At 36.7% G+C, this 16,376-nt stretch carries 18 protein-coding genes; all 18 read right to left on the bottom strand.

All coding sequences use genetic code 11. The features are described from left to right. Positions 1-81: 81 nt before the first annotated feature. The gene (locus tag P9L98_05130) at positions 82-882 is read right to left on the bottom strand and encodes a hypothetical protein (protein MDP8216681.1); all 801 of its coding nucleotides are present in this window, start codon (positions 880-882) and stop codon (positions 82-84) included. A gap of 166 nt (positions 883-1,048) precedes the next feature. Then, positions 1,049-1,642, bottom strand: a complete 594-nt coding sequence (gene rdgB, locus P9L98_05125) for an RdgB/HAM1 family non-canonical purine NTP pyrophosphatase (protein MDP8216680.1) — start codon at positions 1,640-1,642, stop codon at positions 1,049-1,051. Continuing rightward, positions 1,639-2,358 carry a ribonuclease PH gene (gene rph / locus P9L98_05120; GenBank protein ID MDP8216679.1) on the bottom strand — a complete coding sequence of 240 codons (720 nt, stop codon included), beginning with the start codon at positions 2,356-2,358 and terminating at the stop codon, positions 1,639-1,641. The genes rdgB and rph overlap by 4 nt, the downstream gene beginning before the upstream one ends. Before the next feature lie 14 nt (positions 2,359-2,372). Further along, positions 2,373-2,885 carry a FumA C-terminus/TtdB family hydratase beta subunit gene (locus tag P9L98_05115; GenBank protein ID MDP8216678.1) on the bottom strand — a complete coding sequence of 171 codons (513 nt, stop codon included), beginning with the start codon at positions 2,883-2,885 and terminating at the stop codon, positions 2,373-2,375. Beyond that, the gene (locus P9L98_05110; protein ID MDP8216677.1) at positions 2,885-3,718 is read right to left on the bottom strand and encodes a fumarate hydratase; all 834 of its coding nucleotides are present in this window, start codon (positions 3,716-3,718) and stop codon (positions 2,885-2,887) included. The genes P9L98_05115 and P9L98_05110 overlap by 1 nt, the downstream gene beginning before the upstream one ends. Positions 3,719-3,720: 2 nt before the next feature. After that, on the bottom strand, positions 3,721-4,401 hold the full coding sequence (locus P9L98_05105; protein ID MDP8216676.1) for a 7-carboxy-7-deazaguanine synthase QueE: 681 nt from the start codon (positions 4,399-4,401) through the stop codon (positions 3,721-3,723). After that, positions 4,398-5,066, bottom strand: coding sequence for a 7-cyano-7-deazaguanine synthase QueC (gene queC, locus P9L98_05100; protein ID MDP8216675.1), 669 nt, complete (start codon positions 5,064-5,066; stop codon positions 4,398-4,400). Before queC ends, P9L98_05105 begins: the two co-directional genes overlap by 4 nt. Further along, positions 5,059-5,427 carry a 6-carboxytetrahydropterin synthase QueD gene (queD, locus tag P9L98_05095; protein MDP8216674.1) on the bottom strand — a complete coding sequence of 123 codons (369 nt, stop codon included), beginning with the start codon at positions 5,425-5,427 and terminating at the stop codon, positions 5,059-5,061. Before queD ends, queC begins: the two co-directional genes overlap by 8 nt. Then, the gene (gene murI / locus P9L98_05090) at positions 5,402-6,247 is read right to left on the bottom strand and encodes a glutamate racemase (protein ID MDP8216673.1); all 846 of its coding nucleotides are present in this window, start codon (positions 6,245-6,247) and stop codon (positions 5,402-5,404) included. Before murI ends, queD begins: the two co-directional genes overlap by 26 nt. Further along, the gene (locus P9L98_05085; GenBank protein ID MDP8216672.1) at positions 6,231-7,310 is read right to left on the bottom strand and encodes an N-acetylmuramoyl-L-alanine amidase; all 1,080 of its coding nucleotides are present in this window, start codon (positions 7,308-7,310) and stop codon (positions 6,231-6,233) included. The genes murI and P9L98_05085 overlap by 17 nt, the downstream gene beginning before the upstream one ends. Positions 7,311-7,343: 33 nt before the next feature. Then, on the bottom strand, positions 7,344-8,048 hold the full coding sequence (locus tag P9L98_05080; protein ID MDP8216671.1) for a polyprenol monophosphomannose synthase: 705 nt from the start codon (positions 8,046-8,048) through the stop codon (positions 7,344-7,346). 191 nt (positions 8,049-8,239) lie between these two features. Then, the gene (gene greA, locus P9L98_05075) at positions 8,240-8,710 is read right to left on the bottom strand and encodes a transcription elongation factor GreA (GenBank protein ID MDP8216670.1); all 471 of its coding nucleotides are present in this window, start codon (positions 8,708-8,710) and stop codon (positions 8,240-8,242) included. A gap of 1 nt (position 8,711) precedes the next feature. Further along, positions 8,712-10,571: a phosphoenolpyruvate carboxykinase (GTP) gene (locus P9L98_05070; protein MDP8216669.1), complete on the bottom strand. Its 1,860-nt coding sequence runs from the start codon at positions 10,569-10,571 to the stop codon at positions 8,712-8,714. Between the two features lie 87 nt (positions 10,572-10,658). Next, the gene (locus tag P9L98_05065) at positions 10,659-12,179 is read right to left on the bottom strand and encodes a hypothetical protein (protein ID MDP8216668.1); all 1,521 of its coding nucleotides are present in this window, start codon (positions 12,177-12,179) and stop codon (positions 10,659-10,661) included. Positions 12,180-12,314: 135 nt separating this feature from the next. Beyond that, positions 12,315-13,256, bottom strand: coding sequence for a hypothetical protein (locus P9L98_05060; GenBank protein ID MDP8216667.1), 942 nt, complete (start codon positions 13,254-13,256; stop codon positions 12,315-12,317). A 101-nt stretch (positions 13,257-13,357) separates the two neighbouring features. Continuing rightward, positions 13,358-14,206: an acetylglutamate kinase gene (gene argB / locus P9L98_05055; GenBank protein MDP8216666.1), complete on the bottom strand. Its 849-nt coding sequence runs from the start codon at positions 14,204-14,206 to the stop codon at positions 13,358-13,360. Continuing rightward, positions 14,206-15,357, bottom strand: coding sequence for a bifunctional glutamate N-acetyltransferase/amino-acid acetyltransferase ArgJ (gene argJ, locus P9L98_05050; protein MDP8216665.1), 1,152 nt, complete (start codon positions 15,355-15,357; stop codon positions 14,206-14,208). The genes argB and argJ overlap by 1 nt, the downstream gene beginning before the upstream one ends. Next, the gene (argC, locus tag P9L98_05045) at positions 15,354-16,376 is read right to left on the bottom strand and encodes an N-acetyl-gamma-glutamyl-phosphate reductase (GenBank protein MDP8216664.1); all 1,023 of its coding nucleotides are present in this window, start codon (positions 16,374-16,376) and stop codon (positions 15,354-15,356) included. The genes argJ and argC overlap by 4 nt, the downstream gene beginning before the upstream one ends.

Genomic DNA, 16,376 nt, shown 5'->3' with positions numbered 1-16,376 from the left:
TAATTAAAAACTTTACAAAAGTTTCAAAAAACAATTCCAATAAAACCTCTCCCGAAGGAGAGGCTTTATTTAAAACCTTATTTAAAATCCGTTATCCATATTTACAAGTAATGTAGCAGCTTCGGCTAAATCTGCAATGGCTGTCTTTTTCTGACTAGTAGTTCGTGCTAGCCCAAGAGCTTCTTGAAAATTTTCAACTTTCTGTAACTGCACCTTATAGCTTGCTAAATCATAAGTAGATACTGATCCAGTAGGATCTTCTGTATTTCCTTCTGCATCAATAATAACTTTTCCATCTTCATTTACTGGGCTCCCATTATCATCTAACTTCACAGTAGTACCTGAGCTAGCATCCCAGCTTAATAATGTTTCCGAAATACTAACAGAGCTTTTCATACTTGCTGCTAACTTATCTAAATCAACACCTGTAGGAAGAGCTCCAGGAGAAGCAGTAAGTACTCCAGTAGCATAATCAATCTCAATTTTTGTAAAATCAATAGATGAAGGGTCTAATTCTTGTATGTTAATTGCTACACATAAAGCTCCACCTATAACCCCACTAAATGTTGTTGCGTTGCCGAAAGCAGATGCAGCTTTTGTTCCCCAATCTACAACAAATGGAGCAGCAGCCGTAGAAGCCACCAAGCCTACATCATCACTAGCTATCTCTGGAGCAACAAAACCGTCACCCACTTGGCCAAAAGCAGGCGTTGTACATAATGCCACCAAAACTACCAGTGCCAAAAATTTCTTCATCTTACCTTCCTCCTTTTTTACTAAATTAAACACATACTTATTTGAATTTCTTGATCTATCTTGACAACGCCCCTCCCGAGCATCGATAATACAGAAAATCATATTGTTAAACTTTATTCTCTTCATGGTCTCACCTTTAAGCCCTTCCACCTCCTGCTACATTTATATCACAATACAACCTACTGTCAAGTCGATTTCTGAATTTTTTTAATTTACTCATTTTAAACATTTTATGCAATATTTGTGCAATATTTATACCATACTACATAAAATGCAAATTGCCCCCAAAATTCTAATAATTCTCCTTTATAAAGTTAAAAACCTCTCTAATCGCCTTATATCTATGTGAAATCTTATTCTTTATATCAACTCCTAGCTCAGCCAGTGTTTTGCTATATTCTTTAGGTATAAATATAGGGTCATAACCAAACCCACTATTACCCTTTATATGACAAGATATGTTGCCATCTAAGACACCTTCAAATGTCTCTATATTATCCTCAGATATAACTAAAGCAGCGGAACAGATAAAATGGGCTCTTCTATCTTCTACACCCTCTAATATGTGCAGCAATTTAAGGTTATTTTTGTAATCATCCTTCTCTTCTCCTGAAAAACGAGCTGAATATACCCCAGGCTCACCATCTAAAGCATCTACTCTAAGTCCTGAATCTTCAGCTAATGTAACAATACCGGTTTGAATATAATACTCTTTTGCCTTTTTAATCGCATTCTCTTTAAATGTCCTACCATCTTCGGCTACTTCCTTTATATTATTAAAGTCTTTTAAGTATAGAAATTCGATATCAAGATTTGAGTCTTTAGCAATCTGAGTAATCTCTTTGACCTTATTATGATTGAACGTAGCAAGAAGAAGCTTTTTCATTTAACCTTTAAAGCTTTCTTCTGAATAGCTATAAGCTCTTTTATTCCTTTACTTGCTAGTTTTACAAGCTCATCCATCTTCTTCTTTGAGAAGGGCTCACCCTCTGCTGTTCCCTGGACTTCAACGATATCACTTAATTCAGTCATAACAATATTCATATCAACATCGGCTTTAAAGTCTTCACTATATGCTAAATCAAGCATAGCCTCTTTATCTACCAAACCAACAGATACTGCAGCCAGAAAAGATTTAGCTGGATTTTCCTCAATAGCATTATCTTTTATAAGCTTCTGAAATGCTAAATATAGAGCAACAAAACCTCCTGTAATAGATGCTGTGCGGGTTCCTCCGTCTGCTTGGACAACATCACAATCTATCCAGATAGTTCTCTCTCCAATTCTTTTTAAATCTACTACCGCGCGTAAAGATCTACCTATTAGACGCTGAATCTCGCTAGTCCTACCTCCAACTGCACCCTTCCTAACTTCTCTTAAAACTCTACTCTTACAAGACCTAGGCAACATACTATACTCTGCTGTAATCCAACCGCTCCCTGAATTTCTCAAAAAAGGCGGTACTTTCTCTTCAACTGAAGCGGTGCAGATTACTTTTGTATTACCTACTTCAATAAGACATGAACCTTCTGCATATTCAATATAATCTTTTGTAATTTTAACCTTCCTCAATTCATCATTATCTCTCTTATCCAACCTCATATCTCACTCCTCCCCTAAATTGTTCTCCCTTTACTATCGATTCCAACAACCAGAGGGAATTTCTCAACCTCTAGTATTCTAATTGCCTCAGCACCTAATTCTTTAAATGCTACTATTTTTGAACTCTTAACAAAGCTGTTTAAGTAGGCACCACAGCCGCCCCAGGTTAAGAAATATATTCCTTTATATTTTTTAATAGCACTAACCACATCTTTAGCTCTCTCTCCTTTTCCTATTGTTGCTCCTAGCCCTAACTTATGTAGTAAAGGAGTATAATTATCCATTCTAGAGCTTGTCGTAGGACCACAGGAACCTATAGCTTCTCCTCTCCTCTCTGGAGTAGGACCACAGTAATATATAATCGAATCTTTTAGATCAAGAGGCAGTTCTCTTCCTTTATTTATTAAATCAAACATTTTCTTGTGGGCTCTATCCCGAGCTGTATAGATAACACCACTCAAGTAAACCAGATCCCCTGCTTTTAATCCTTTAACTACATCTCTATTTAATGGACTCCTGATATTCATTATTTAAACTTGATAACCTTCTTAGCACTCCTTGCAGCATGACAAGATACTGTTACCCCAAGAGGTAATCCTGCGATATGGGTTGGGGCTGTTAATGCTTTAACTCCTAAGCATGTTGTCTCTCCACCCACGCCTAAAGGCCCTATTTTAAGCTTATTTACTTCTTTTTTTGTTCCTTGCTCTAAACTCACCAATCTCTTATCTTTACTTCTCTTATCTAAGCTAATTAATGTCGCCTCTTTTGAGAGCGTAATAGCCTTATCAGCTGTTCCTCCGATTCCAATGCCTATAATGTAAGGCGGACAAGCTTTAGAACCAACAACCTTAATATGATCAACTACTATATCTACAATATCGCCATATGAAATATTCGGATTTAACATACAAAGCTTAGTCTGATTCTCAGAGCCAAAACCTTTAACTAAAAGTTCTATTTCTAATCTCTTACTATTATTAAATTCTACATGGAATATAGGAGGTATATTGGGGGCTGTTTTTTTTCTATCTAATGGGTCAATTACAACAGAGCTACGCAAATTACCTTTAATAGTTGCCTCTCTTATTCCTTTAGTTAAATCTTCTGTTATATTATTTAAATTCTTAATACCTACATTACCAATTTTTAAAAAAAACACCGGATAACCTGTATCCTGACAGATTGCCATTCTATTCTTCTTAGCAAGCTCCGCGTTCTTTAAGATTGCACTTAGAGCTTCTTTAGCTAGCTTATTTCTCTCCTGACTATAAGCTTTAACCAAAGCTTTCTTGATATCTTTCCTTAAATCAAAGCTCGCTTTGAGATAAAGCTCCTTGGCTACTCTTTTAAAATCCATTCTCATCTTATATTTATTCCTTTATGCAGTTGAGGTATTACTCTTACATGCATAAGAGACCTAACGGCCTCCTTTTGGAATTTTAGCAGTTTATCCACGAGCTTAGGAGAACTATCTTCAAAATAGGGCTGTATAACAAGAGGGATTGAGGTATCAACAGAGAGGATAATCTCAAGGGCTCTTCTAAAATCTTTCATAGTAGTCTTTTCTGTCACAACTATCTTAACAAAGACCTGCTTCTCCCAGGCAATAAGCAGGAACCTCCTATGCTCATCCCAAAAAGGTTTTAGTCCTGTAGCTGAAGGAAGCTTCATATCCATAGCAACTATATCAACATTCTCTATAACCTTCTCAAGCTGATCAGACAGCACTCCATTGGTCTCAAGGTAGATCTTTTCACTCTTCTCTAAGTTTTTAAGGAGCTTTTTGATAAAATCAACCTGAATTAAAGGTTCTCCTCCTGTGATAGATATAGAGTGGCAGCCTTTATTTAAACCTCTAATCTCTTTTTTAAGACTATCCAGGGTATACTCCTTAAACTTATTAAACTTGGTATCGCAATACTTGCAGCTATCTAGATTACAACCCCAGAACCTTATGAACACCTGGGGATAACCCAGATATATCCCCTCTCCCTGAATAGAATAAAAAATCTCCGATATCTTAGCCTTTAAATCTCTCATTTTTTAACTATAGGATCTTCTAATCCTGCTTCTTTAAAACCCTTCTCTCTTATTAAGCAAGAATCACACTTCATGCAGGATTCACTACCTCCTCTATAACAAGAGAAAGTTAAATCAAAAGGAACACCTAAACTATTGCCTAGTTTTATAATCTCTGATTTTTTTAGCTCTAAGAGAGGGGTTGATATCTTTATCGGTTTACCCTCAACGCCTGATTTTGTTCCGCAATCTGCAACTCTTTGGAATGTTTCTATAAAAGAGGGTCTGCAATCCGGATACCCGGAATAGTCAACTGCGTTGATACCAATAAATATCTCATCAAATAACTTTGCCTCAGCATAGCTTAAAGCAATGGAGAGAAAAACTATATTTCTTGAAGGTACATAACTTAGAGGTATCTCTTCTCTATCCAAATCTCCCTGAGGCAGTTCTATATCTTTATTTAAAAGAGCACTGCTGCTCCAGCTAAAATCTAGATTGATAATCTCATATTCAATCCCTGCTGCACAAGCTATACTCTTAGCCGAATCAATCTCTCTCTTATGTCTCTGACTATAATCAAAGATAAGAGCTTTAATCTCGTAACCCTTATTAAGCGCATAATAAAGAGCGGTTGAAGAATCAATCCCCCCCGATAATAGAACAACACCTCTTCTGTTATTCATAGTAGCTGGCTTTAGAGGAATCAGTCTCCCAGACATCAACTCTTTTTACTTTAATACCATTCTCAGGCAAAGCCTCCCCCATCGCTTTAAAGATATAACAGGCAATATTCTCAGATGTCGGATTCAAGCTATCAAACGGCTTAATCTCATTTATATATTTATGATCTAACTTAACCAATATCCCTTTTAAGACTGTTTTAAAATCTATAAAATCAATGACCATGCCTTCTTCATTCAATCTATCCGATTCAACATAGACCTCTACATTCCAGTTATGGCCATGAAGATTCTCACACTTGCCCTTATACTCCCTTAAGTTATGGGCAGCAGAGAAACTATACTTTATTGAAATCTGATACATTATTACACTCCTTTAAATCAACTCTTTTAACTCTACCTATAGCAGCGCCTAAAAATAGCTCGCTAAGCTCATTGAATTTATCCGGCTCATCTGTTACATAGAAGCTATACTCTTTATCATCTCTCCTGGAGAGTAAATCATCGCTTAATAAAACCTCTCTTACCTTCTTTACGAAAGCTTTGGCAGAATCTATCAGCGCAACATGTTCTCCTATCCCATACTGAATCACCCTCTTCATTAAAGGATAATGTGTACAGCCCAATATTAAAGTATCAATCTTTTTATCCTTTAAACTCTTTAAGTACTTAGAGGCTATCTTATAACTCTCAGGCTCATCTATCCATCCCTCTTCAACAAGAGGAACAAAGAGAGGGCAAGACTTACTGAAGACCTGTAAGTCAGAATCTAACTCTTTTAACTTTCTCTCATAAACCCCGCTGCTTATAGTCGCCTCTGTCCCTATCACTCCAATCCTCTTAATCCTGCTCACCTTAGCGGCCTCTTCTACTCCTGCATCGACTACCCCCAGTATTTTAAAACCATAATCTCCGCTAAGATCAGGTAGAACCAGGCTTGATGAGGTATTACAAGCAACAAGGAGCATCTTTATTCCCTTAGACGCGAAAAAAGAGACAGCCTCCTCTGTAAACCTCTTAACTGTCCCGGCTGATTTAGCTCCATAAGGTACCCGCGCAGTATCACCTAAATAGAGGACTGACTCTTGAGGTAAGATATTTAAGATCTCCTTAATAATTGTAAGTCCTCCTACTCCGGAATCAAAAACAGCTATCGGCAGTTCTCTTCTATCTATTATATCCATAGCTCACCAGATACTCTTTCTCATAAGATTCAACACCTCTAACTAATGCCTCTGCTACCTTATTCTTAAATCTCCAGGTCTTTAAATTAGACTCTTCATGTTTGTTGGAGATAAATCCAACCTCTATTAATACAGCCGGCATCTGCGCACCTCTTAAAACATAAAAGTTGGCGCTCTTTAAACCTCTATTTTTAATTGAAACCAGACTATCCACAGCCAAACATATCTTTCTACCCAGCCTTATTGCATCTTTTCTATTCTCAGTATATAGAAGGTCCCAGATAGCTGCCTGAACATTTAAATCTTTAGATAGACTCTCCTCAAAACCCAGGGGATAGTTCTCGGCTGCAGCAAGCGATCTTGCACTTTCATCACTCGCTTCTGAAAGATAGAAGACCTCAAAACCGGAGGCACTCTTTGCCCGGGCACTATTGGCATGTATAGAGAGAAAGAGGTCCGCTCCCTCACGGTTAGCAAAAGCAACTCTATTCCAGAGCGAGATATAGCTATCATCATTGCGTGTCATCTTTACTTTATAACCTGCACGTTCCAGTTTAGACTTAAGTATCTTTGCTATACTTAAAACCAGATCTTTCTCATAAACTCCGCTTGCACCTATCGCCCCCGGGTCTTTCCCGCCATGGCCGGGATCTAATACGATAGTATGTACTCGATAGATATCAGATATCTTTTTCTGTTTCTTCTCCTGAGGTTTCTTATCATAATAGATCTGATTTATAATCATTCTGGCACTTTGGGAAGAGAGCCGGAGATCGCCTTTCTCTACCCTTAGGCTGCCTTCCAGCCTAAGGACCTGGTTATTTAGCAAGGCTACCGAAGATTCCAGTGCAAATATCAGCTCAATACTATCTCCCTTGGTAAGATATACTTTCTTGAGAAAGGGGTCAAAATCTATTTGAAAATCATACTTCCTGGCAAATTCATTTAAAGATATATGTCCTCTCCCCTCTATCTCTTTATAATAAGAAGAGTATCTTCTTGAAGGCGCAGTTGCACAGCCTATCGATAACACCAGTAATATCAATAAAAATTTGTATTTCATTTTAAAAATTCTAATACGTAATAGCTGAATTATTCAATCATATCTTTTAAAAACAAGTTTTATAAGTGTAAAGGCCGAAATTAAAACCTCTTTAATATTCAGTTTTGACTTACCCTCCTCCCGCTCTCTATATATAAAAGGCACCTCTTTTATACCATACCCTGATCTCTTAGCATAGAGAGTTGTCTCAATTTGAATAACATAACCTCTGGATATAGGACCTTTTTTTATAAAATCTTCTATAAAATCTCTTGAGAATCCTCTAAAACCAGAAGTCGCATCTCTTACACCTATCCTCAGCATAATACCGGCTGTCAGATTGGTTAAACGGCTCACTAATATCCTAAACAGAGACCAGTTTCTGACCCCGCCTCCGGCTATATTTCTGGAGGCTATAACAAGGTCTGAAGAGTCTAAACCCCTTAATATTGCATCAATATACTCAGGAGGATGGGAGAGATCGGCATCAAGCTGTATCAACCTCTGATAACCATTAGTTATCCCATAAAGATAACCAGAGCAGAGTGCTCTGCCTAAACCCTCCTTCTTCTCTCTAAAGAGAAGCTTGACCCTCTCGTCTCTCATAGAGACCTCTTGAACTACTCCATAAGTCATGTCGGGAGAGTTATCATCAATAACTAAGAGATCAAACTCAGGATACCTCTTCCTTAAGATATCTATAAGAAAAAGAATATTATCCCTTTCATTATAGGTTGGAATTATTATAACTGTCTTCAAAAGATTAAATATTGGCACTAAACTTTTAAAAAACTTGAAATCTATTATATTACCTATTAAACGAAAAAACTACTCTTTCCAGCAATATTACGAAAAAGGAGAAAGAAAACATAATTATATTAATAAAAACTGCAGAAGATAGAGAATTGACAAAAGACTATCTGCTGGGAATAAACTCTATAGATAAAATTCTAACGGGAGATATCGATAACTTTATATTTTAAGATTCCAGCCGGAACTTTTATATCCAACTTATCATCTCTCTTATGTCCCAAAAGCGCCCTTCCTATAGGAGAATCAACGGAGATAAGACCTTCTGAAGGATTAGACTCATCAGCACCGACTAATCTATATTCAGACTCCTGTTCATCGTCAAGATCAAGCAGTTTAACCTTAGCTCCTATCCTTATCTCATCTTTTGAAATATCAAGATTATCAATAAGTTCAACTGTTGAGAGCTTCATCTCTATCTCGTAAATCTTTTTCTCGTTCAGCCCCTGCGCCTCTTTGGCCGCATGGTACTCGGCATTCTCTTTTAAATCTCCTAAAGACCTAGCATACTCTAGGTCTTTAGAGATCTGTCTACGTTTAACAGACTTAAGCTGCTTTAGCTCTTCTTTAAATCTTTCGTAAGCTTCTCTTGATAAGTATGTTCTTCCCATTTTAAATAAATTTATCCGGGACTATTAAATCACCGAATCTATTCTGAGCCTCTTTAATCCTATTCTCCTGCTTATCTAACACAGAGAATACAGCTTCAGGGATACCTTTAAATCCGTGATAGATATTACTTATCCTTTCAATCTTATCTAAATTCTGAGAACATCTTATACTAAAGAATATCCGATATTCATCTAAAGAAAAATCTTTACCTAATAATTCTTTAAATATTTTCTTGACCTCTTCATATTTGGGTATATTGCCTATAGGAGTCTTTACAGCTTCAACCTTTCTATTCACTCTTAGCTCCATCCATTTAAGCCATACTCTCTTATCATGCATACCGCTTATATATTCGCCGTGTTCATTACGCAGAAAATAATTTACACCGAATATAACCGGGGGCTTTTCAATATCTTTTACAAAATCGAGATGGTTCTTTATATATTTTCCTATTGGAATAGATAGAAAATCTAAATTAGCCATAAGGTTGAACTTACGCTCGCCAGTCTTACCTAAGGTTGCTGCAGTTGTCTCAGATTCCAGAGATGCTGCTATTGCAACAACACCGTGAATCCAATCAAAGCTTTCAAACACAGGTACCCAGGTATTAGAATCCCTGCCGCCATAGATTATCCCTTTTACAAAAACTCCTTTTGGGTTATCTATCTCACTATCAACATTCTCTAAGTCCTTAAGCCCTATTGTATATCTTGCATTGGCATGGGCAGAAGAAATCTCATTACCGAACTCATCTATCTTACCTAAATACCAATGACCTGAAAAGTTCTCTCCCTCTCTCGGCGTAACTCTACCATCACCTTTCCAATGAGGAACCTTATCTTTAATCAGTATATTCGAGAATATTGCCTCTCCCTTCCCATTGAGTGCTTCCCATATCAAGGGGGCATCGTTAGAGTTAACGTCTCTTATAATACCGAATATACCTCTCTCTACATTAACTGCATAAACAGAACCGTTTCTTTTCTTTAAATAAGCAATATCATCTCCTACGATTTTTTCACCTTCCACCATACAGGTCGAAGTCTTACCGCAAGACGACGGATAGGCTCCTGTAAAATAGTTCTTATTCCCATCTTCATCATGTACAGCCATAACAAACATATGCTCGGCAAGCCAACCTTCACGGTCAGCCTTTCTTATTGCAAGACGGAGGGCTAGCTTCTTTAAGCCCACTGTATTACCGGCATACTGAGTATTTACTGAATATACTGAATCTTTTGAAAAATCAACATAGACACGCCTCTTATCTATATTCTTACTTGCCTTATTCTCATTCAACTCGCCTGCTGAATGGACATATCTAAAAAAACCAAGATCCGGATTTTTCTTAAAAACCTCATATGCCCCCCTATAAAGAATATCTTCAGAATGAGCTACATAAGAAGAGTCTGTTAATTGAACAGCATAGACAGAGAATTCAGAATCAACAGGACCTAAACCCATAAAGAGAATATACATCTCTTTGCCCTTCATAATATTTTTAAGCAGCTCTTCTATCTCATCTATCCCTTTATCTCTATCGATAGAGTTAAGACCTTCAAGTTTAAAGTCCGGAGTGATTAAGAATTTCGTATTCTCCTTATCTCTGGCCTGATCACGGATGCCGTCAAAATGGATAGTATGGCCTTCTGTCTTAAGAGCTTTCTCTTCTCCAAGCTCTATCGCCTTATTCCTAATATACTCTGCATCCTGCTCTGAATCGCTCCTTATGAATACGCTATCGGGATTACATAGTCCAACATATTTAACGATAAAATCAATAACTTCCTGACCCAAGCCGAAAATTTTCTCTAAACTCTTACTATCACATCTCTCTTTCAATAAATCTAATCCTACCACATCTTCCTCCTAGTTTAATTATTGGATAAGATTATACTAAAAAGGACTTTAAAAACAAAGAAACTTTACATTTATATTAAAACATTGCTAATTTTTTATAAATGCGATAGAAGACAGTTCAAACGAACATTCCGGATCAGAAATAGCCAGATAGTTTGCAGGTTTTGATATTAGCCAGGGAATATTTATGCTAATTATATGCCATTCAAAATCAGAAGGTAAATTAATTCTCCTCTTTTTACCTAAAATATTATCCTGTTCATTTTTTAACTCTATATAAAAACTATTAGGTTTACCGCTTATATTTCTTACTTTAATAACCATTATCCCATATCCAGAAATATCCGTAGGAGATATATATCCTCCTCTCCATCCCGGGGCACCATAAGTATTGCTGATTCTTATAACATCACGATTATTATCCTCAATTATATCTAAATTACCATGACTTGGGCTCCAGTATTGAACAATCTCATTTCCCCCTTCCACTACAGGCACTATTTCTGATGTATCAATTTGTTCCAAAAAAGGATGCTCTTTGGTAATCAATATATTATTTAAACAGATAACCCCTTCACGTCCATAAGGTCTAAAATTAGAAGGAAGATTTGCAGGGTTATGAATAGCAACTGCAATATAATTACAAGAATATGTTTTTGTTACAATATCAGGATTAATTTCAACAACGATTGTCTTCCATAACCCATCCTCAGATATAACGCCTTCCTGAGTAGTATTAATACGAGCAGTTGCTAATCGTGTATCGTCTCGTTTTAATTCGATGTCAAATAAATGTGGCTTACTATCAGCGGGTATAGAAACTACAAGATAATTCATCTCAGATATATTGATACCTTTCGATAAATAAGTCCCCCGAAAAGCCCATTGATCCCCCGAAACAGGAATACTAAACTCAAATTCCAATATGCCTCCAGAACGTACATCATCAATGAGCACGGAGTAACCGAGAGAACTAACATTTTTACCGTGCAAATGTCCCGGCTGCAAATAATCGTTTAGATTAACACTGGAATCTGAAGATGGTAATTCTTTAGTCTCTACAGTAATCTGGTTTTCAGCTGGCAAAGGATATGGCTTTGTTGGCGTGTATATAGTCTGATTCTCCCGCATTTCCATCATCTGTTCATATTTAGAATCTAACAGCTGTACAAATCTATCGTACATGGTAATATCTGTTCCCGGAACGAAATTATTTTTAAGGTAGAGCTCGACCTCGGAAACCACACCCCCAGTGGAGGCTAAGATAGTCATACCCTTACCATCGGCAGTAAAAATATCTGCATAACCATCCGAGCCGACAGACTCTACTGCTCCTGTTTGAGTTAAAACACCTGGAAAATTGTAAAAATTATTCAACCAGATAGCACCTATTCTTCTATCTATTAACATTGCCATAGCCGTTGCAAAACCAACAGCAACATCGCTTCTATCTACAGGCTGTGCAGCTATTTCCGGAACACCCATCTGTCGATAACTACCCTTAGAATCATAAACTGTCGAAAGGAACCCAGGTAAACCATTTTTATGTGCAAAATCAGCCTGAGCATAAAGAAAATTTTCATATAAAGGAGCTAGCTTAGAATCCATAAACGGTAAAAATGCCAATGCCCAATGTTCATGGAAGGAGCCCCTAAAACCTTCTAACGTAGTAATATCTTCTCCTGCTTGAGTTCTATATTCTATAGTAGGAATATTTAGGTTATCCCAAACTTCTTCGGGTATTTAACCATTAAGCACCCCCCATAATACTGCCATGGTTCCTTCAAACATATCATTAAGCACATAATTTGTTCCTACCCACTCTCCTGTATCAAAGCTCAACCCTACAGCACCATAGACAATACCTAAATCAGAATCATAAAAATTAGAATAATCCTGAGCTTTAAGAATATCTTTTGCCATACGAACTAAAAGACATTCTTTGTCATTATTCGATTCTTCTAAAGCAGAAACCAAAACAACTAGAGCCCATGTAAATTGACCATTATCAAGAGAAGGAATTTTATTATCAGAAGGACTAATGTTCCCATCAAAATTAATCTCTACCCATGGTATAAATCCTCTATACTCAGGATAAGTATCAATGAAATCAGAGATAGTGCTTAATGTAGATACTAATATATCCCTTGCCTCTTCTGGTTTCATACCAACATTTTCAAATCCAGGCTTCTGTTGAATTACCCCTAACAAAACAGGGATTTGCAAAGAAAATTTAGAAGGAGCTGAATAATTACCTACCTGAGTAATTTTTCCAGAATCAACTAAAATGCGGACGTGGTCATATACCAGCCCTGTCTTTTCATCTAAACCTATATCATGGTTAAAAAAAATGAACTCTTTTGGAACCAATTCTAATTGAATAAAATTATCTAATTCAATAATTTCTTGAAACTGATAGATATCTGAAAAATTTATAAAATTATCTAATAATATTTTACTGAAACCTTTTTCCGAAACGTCGTTAGGATATTCCCCAGATGCAATCCCTGGTAAAACTAGCAAACAATCATCCCAATATTCACAATAGGAAGTAGGATATTCTCCAGATGCAATCCCTGGTAAAACTAGCAAACAATCATCCCAATATTCACAATAGGAAGGACGGGACAAAACAGTTGTCAATAAAAACAAAAAACAAAAAACACCAACTCTTTTTTTTATCATATTTTATACCCCCAGTATTAAACTCGAATATCTAACTGCAATAGTTATAACATGAAAATAGAAGAAAAACAAATAATACTACTATTTTTCGCTTACGTAACTTAAATCGTAATCTCTGTCCCCACACCCTCTTCTGTAAATACCTCCAGAAGAATAACATGAGGTACCCGGCCGTCTAAGATGTGAGTCTTTCTGACGCCTCTGTCTAAGGCTCTGAGGCAGGCTTTTACTTTAGGTATCATACCGCTTGATATAACATCTATTTTTATAAGCTGATCTACTTCTGATGTATGTAAGCTCGATATCAAGCTCTCTTCATCACTCCTATCTCTTAAAATACCCTTTACGTCAGTAAGCAAAACTAATTTTTCAGCATTTAAACTCATTGCCACTTCTGCAGCCATATCATCTGCATTTATATTGTATAACTCACCCTCTTTATCAAGCCCAACAGGCATAATAACAGGTATAATCTCTCTCTCTATTAGTTTTAAGATATCTCCCGGTTTAATTTTATCAACCACTCCTACATAGCCTAATTTCTTTGACTCCTGCCTTACAGATACACTTTTATCTATCTTAGAATCAATACCCTCTGCATTACCTCTAAAACTCTTGATCTCACTAACTAGATTCTCATTCATATCCTTAAGAACTCTATAGACCATCTGCATGGTCTTCTTATTTGTAACTCTCTTTCCTTCGATGAACTTAGATATTCCTCCCGATTGAGCTATCGACTCTGTAATCTTATAACCGCCGCCGTGAACAATAACCGGCTTTATGCCTACAAGAGACATAAAGGCTATATCTTTTAATATATTATCCTTTGCATCTTCACTTAATAAAGCCCTGCCGCCGTATTTAATTACAATAATCTTGCCTCTAAACTCTTCAATATAAGGAAACGCCTCAACCAATATCTGAGCTTTTTTGATTAAATCTTCCATTAGCTATTTAATTTAACATAGTCAGGGGAAAGATCTGTTGTATATAGGAAAAACCCGTCCTTACCCCTTTTAAAATCCAAAATAATTTTTATCTCTTTAGACTTCTTTAAATAATCGTTGGCTCTCTTTTTATTATTATACAGACTCAGACCATTTTTAACAACTTTGATATTGCCATAACTTATATCATAACTCTTACCAACACCCAAACATAAAGAGCCGACTGAAGATAGAACTCTGCCCCAGTTAGCACTATTACCATATAGCGAGCTTTTAAAGAGCATTGAAGATGCAAGCTTCCTGCATATTTTTTCAGCTATCGCTTTACTCTTTGCAGACTTTACTTCTATCTTTACAACTTTAGTTGCCCCTTCACCATTTTCAACTATTCCATATGCTAAATCAAATAATACCTTAAAAACAGCTTCTATAAATTCGTCTCTCTTATCTTTAGAAGCCTCGACATCAACAGAGCTAACGCCATTGGCCAAAGCAAGAAAAGTATCGTTTGTACTCTGGCCGGCATCAATAGATATCCTGTTAAAAGTCAGATCAAGGGCTGATCTTACAATCTTAGCCAGAGAACTCTTTCTTATCTTCCCGTCTGTCAAAAGAAACGCTAGGGTTGTAGCCATATTGGGCTCTATCATCCCGGCACCCTTGGCTATGCCTAATATAGTAACACCGCTCTTTAATTTAAGAGAAGAGGTCTTGGGGTATCTATCTGTCGTCATAATCGCTCTAGCAAAATCTTCTGCCTTAGTACTTGACGCTCCCTTTACTAATCTATCGACGCTAGAGACTATCTTCTTCTCTTCAAGGGGTATACCTATCGGACCTGTAGAGGCAAGCAATATATCAGTCTTCTTGGCTTTTATCTTTTCGGCAACTTTAGAGCATATCCTTAATGCTGCAACCTCTCCTCTCTTACCCAATCCGCAATTAGCACAGCCGCTATTTACAATAATGGCTCGAGCAAAACCGTCTTTAATATTCTTCTTACAAACCAGAAGAGACTCAGATTTATATTCATTTTGGGTAAAAAATCCAATCGCATTTGATCCTGCCTCAGTTATTATAATACCAAGGTCTTTAGTTTTCTTAACATTAGAGTCTATTCCGTTAAAAACAAACCCTTTAGGTACAATCATATTAGCCCCTCTCTCTCGTCACAGCCAAGAGCAATATTCATGTTCTGCACAGCTTGAGAGGCGGCTCCCTTACCTAAATTATCTATACATGAAATTATCAAAAATGTATTGTCGTTTATAAAATCTAAATAACCCAGGTCGCAAAAGTTAGTAAAAGCAACGTTCTTTAGTTCAGGAGACTCACTCTTCTTAGATATTCTGATAAAAGGCTCTTTGGAATAATATTTTTTATACAATCCATAAAGGTCTCTTCTCTTTTTATTCTTAAATACAACATATATCATACTGATTATACCTCTATTGATAGGTATCACCTGAGGAATAAAACTTAAATCCAGGTTTTTCTTTAACTCATCTTTAAAAAACGCTACAACCTCAGGCATATGCTGATGTTTATTTATCTTATAAGGCCTGAGATTACCGTTAAGCTCAGAGAATATCAACCCTGTGGCTGCCTTTCTTCCTGCACCGGAGGTACCGGTCTTAGAATCGACTATAACTTGCGCATTACCGAGCAATCCTTCCTTAACAAGAGGATATAAACCTAATATCATACTTGTCGGGTAACAGCCGGGATTAGCAATAAGCTTAGCTCCTTTAATCTCGTCTCTATTGATCTCAGGAAGACCATAGACAGCCCTTTTTAAATTCTTCTTATCCAGATGGTCTACCTTGTACCATCTCTGGTAAGACCTGTAGTTTTTAAACCTGTAATCCGCAGAGAGATCTATCAAAAGACTCACTCTATCTAAAATATCCGGAGCAAGCTTCATAGATATAGTATGCGGAAGAGCAAGAAAGACAACATCAACAGAGTCTAGATCTTTTTTGTTAAACTGCTTAACTTTTGTATTTACTATATTTTTAAACTCAGGGAATATTGAGTCTATTCTCTCACCCTTTTTATCCACCGCTTTATCCCAGAGCTTATATATCTTAACAATCGGATGTCTAGAGAGATAATGTATAATCTCCTTACCTGTATATCCTAATGCCCCTATTATTCCTACATGTACCAT

The sequence above is a fragment of the Candidatus Kaelpia imicola genome (assembly GCA_030765505.1).
GTDB classification, from domain to species: Bacteria; Omnitrophota; Gorgyraeia; order Kaelpiales; family Kaelpiaceae; genus Kaelpia; species Kaelpia imicola.
This window is presented reverse-complemented; position numbering and strand designations above follow the sequence as displayed.

Bases quoted from the DNA above. Each gene is read 5' to 3' on its own strand.
- P9L98_05105 (MDP8216676.1), bottom strand. From the start codon at position 4,401: ATGAGAGATTTAAAGGCTAAGATATCGGAGATTTTTTATTCTATTCAG.
- P9L98_05110 (MDP8216677.1), bottom strand. From the start codon at position 3,718: ATGGATTTTAAAAGAGTAGCCAAGGAGCTTTATCTCAAAGCGAGCTTT.
- argB (MDP8216666.1), bottom strand. From the start codon at position 14,206: ATGGAAGATTTAATCAAAAAAGCTCAGATATTGGTTGAGGCGTTTCCT.
- greA (MDP8216670.1), bottom strand. From the start codon at position 8,710: ATGGGAAGAACATACTTATCAAGAGAAGCTTACGAAAGATTTAAAGAA.
- queD (MDP8216674.1), bottom strand. From the start codon at position 5,427: ATGTATCAGATTTCAATAAAGTATAGTTTCTCTGCTGCCCATAACTTA.
- P9L98_05065 (MDP8216668.1), bottom strand. From the start codon at position 12,179: ATGGATTCTAAGCTAGCTCCTTTATATGAAAATTTTCTTTATGCTCAG.
- P9L98_05115 (MDP8216678.1), bottom strand. From the start codon at position 2,885: ATGAATATCAGGAGTCCATTAAATAGAGATGTAGTTAAAGGATTAAAA.
- queC (MDP8216675.1), bottom strand. From the start codon at position 5,066: ATGAATAACAGAAGAGGTGTTGTTCTATTATCGGGGGGGATTGATTCT.
- P9L98_05060 (MDP8216667.1), bottom strand. From the start codon at position 13,256: ATGATAAAAAAAAGAGTTGGTGTTTTTTGTTTTTTGTTTTTATTGACA.
- argC (MDP8216664.1), bottom strand. From the start codon at position 16,376: ATGGTACATGTAGGAATAATAGGGGCATTAGGATATACAGGTAAGGAG.
- rph (MDP8216679.1), bottom strand. From the start codon at position 2,358: ATGAGGTTGGATAAGAGAGATAATGATGAATTGAGGAAGGTTAAAATT.
- murI (MDP8216673.1), bottom strand. From the start codon at position 6,247: ATGGATATAATAGATAGAAGAGAACTGCCGATAGCTGTTTTTGATTCC.
- argJ (MDP8216665.1), bottom strand. From the start codon at position 15,357: ATGATTGTACCTAAAGGGTTTGTTTTTAACGGAATAGACTCTAATGTT.
- P9L98_05130 (MDP8216681.1), bottom strand. From the start codon at position 882: ATGAAGAGAATAAAGTTTAACAATATGATTTTCTGTATTATCGATGCT.
- rdgB (MDP8216680.1), bottom strand. From the start codon at position 1,642: ATGAAAAAGCTTCTTCTTGCTACGTTCAATCATAATAAGGTCAAAGAG.
- P9L98_05085 (MDP8216672.1), bottom strand. From the start codon at position 7,310: ATGAAATACAAATTTTTATTGATATTACTGGTGTTATCGATAGGCTGT.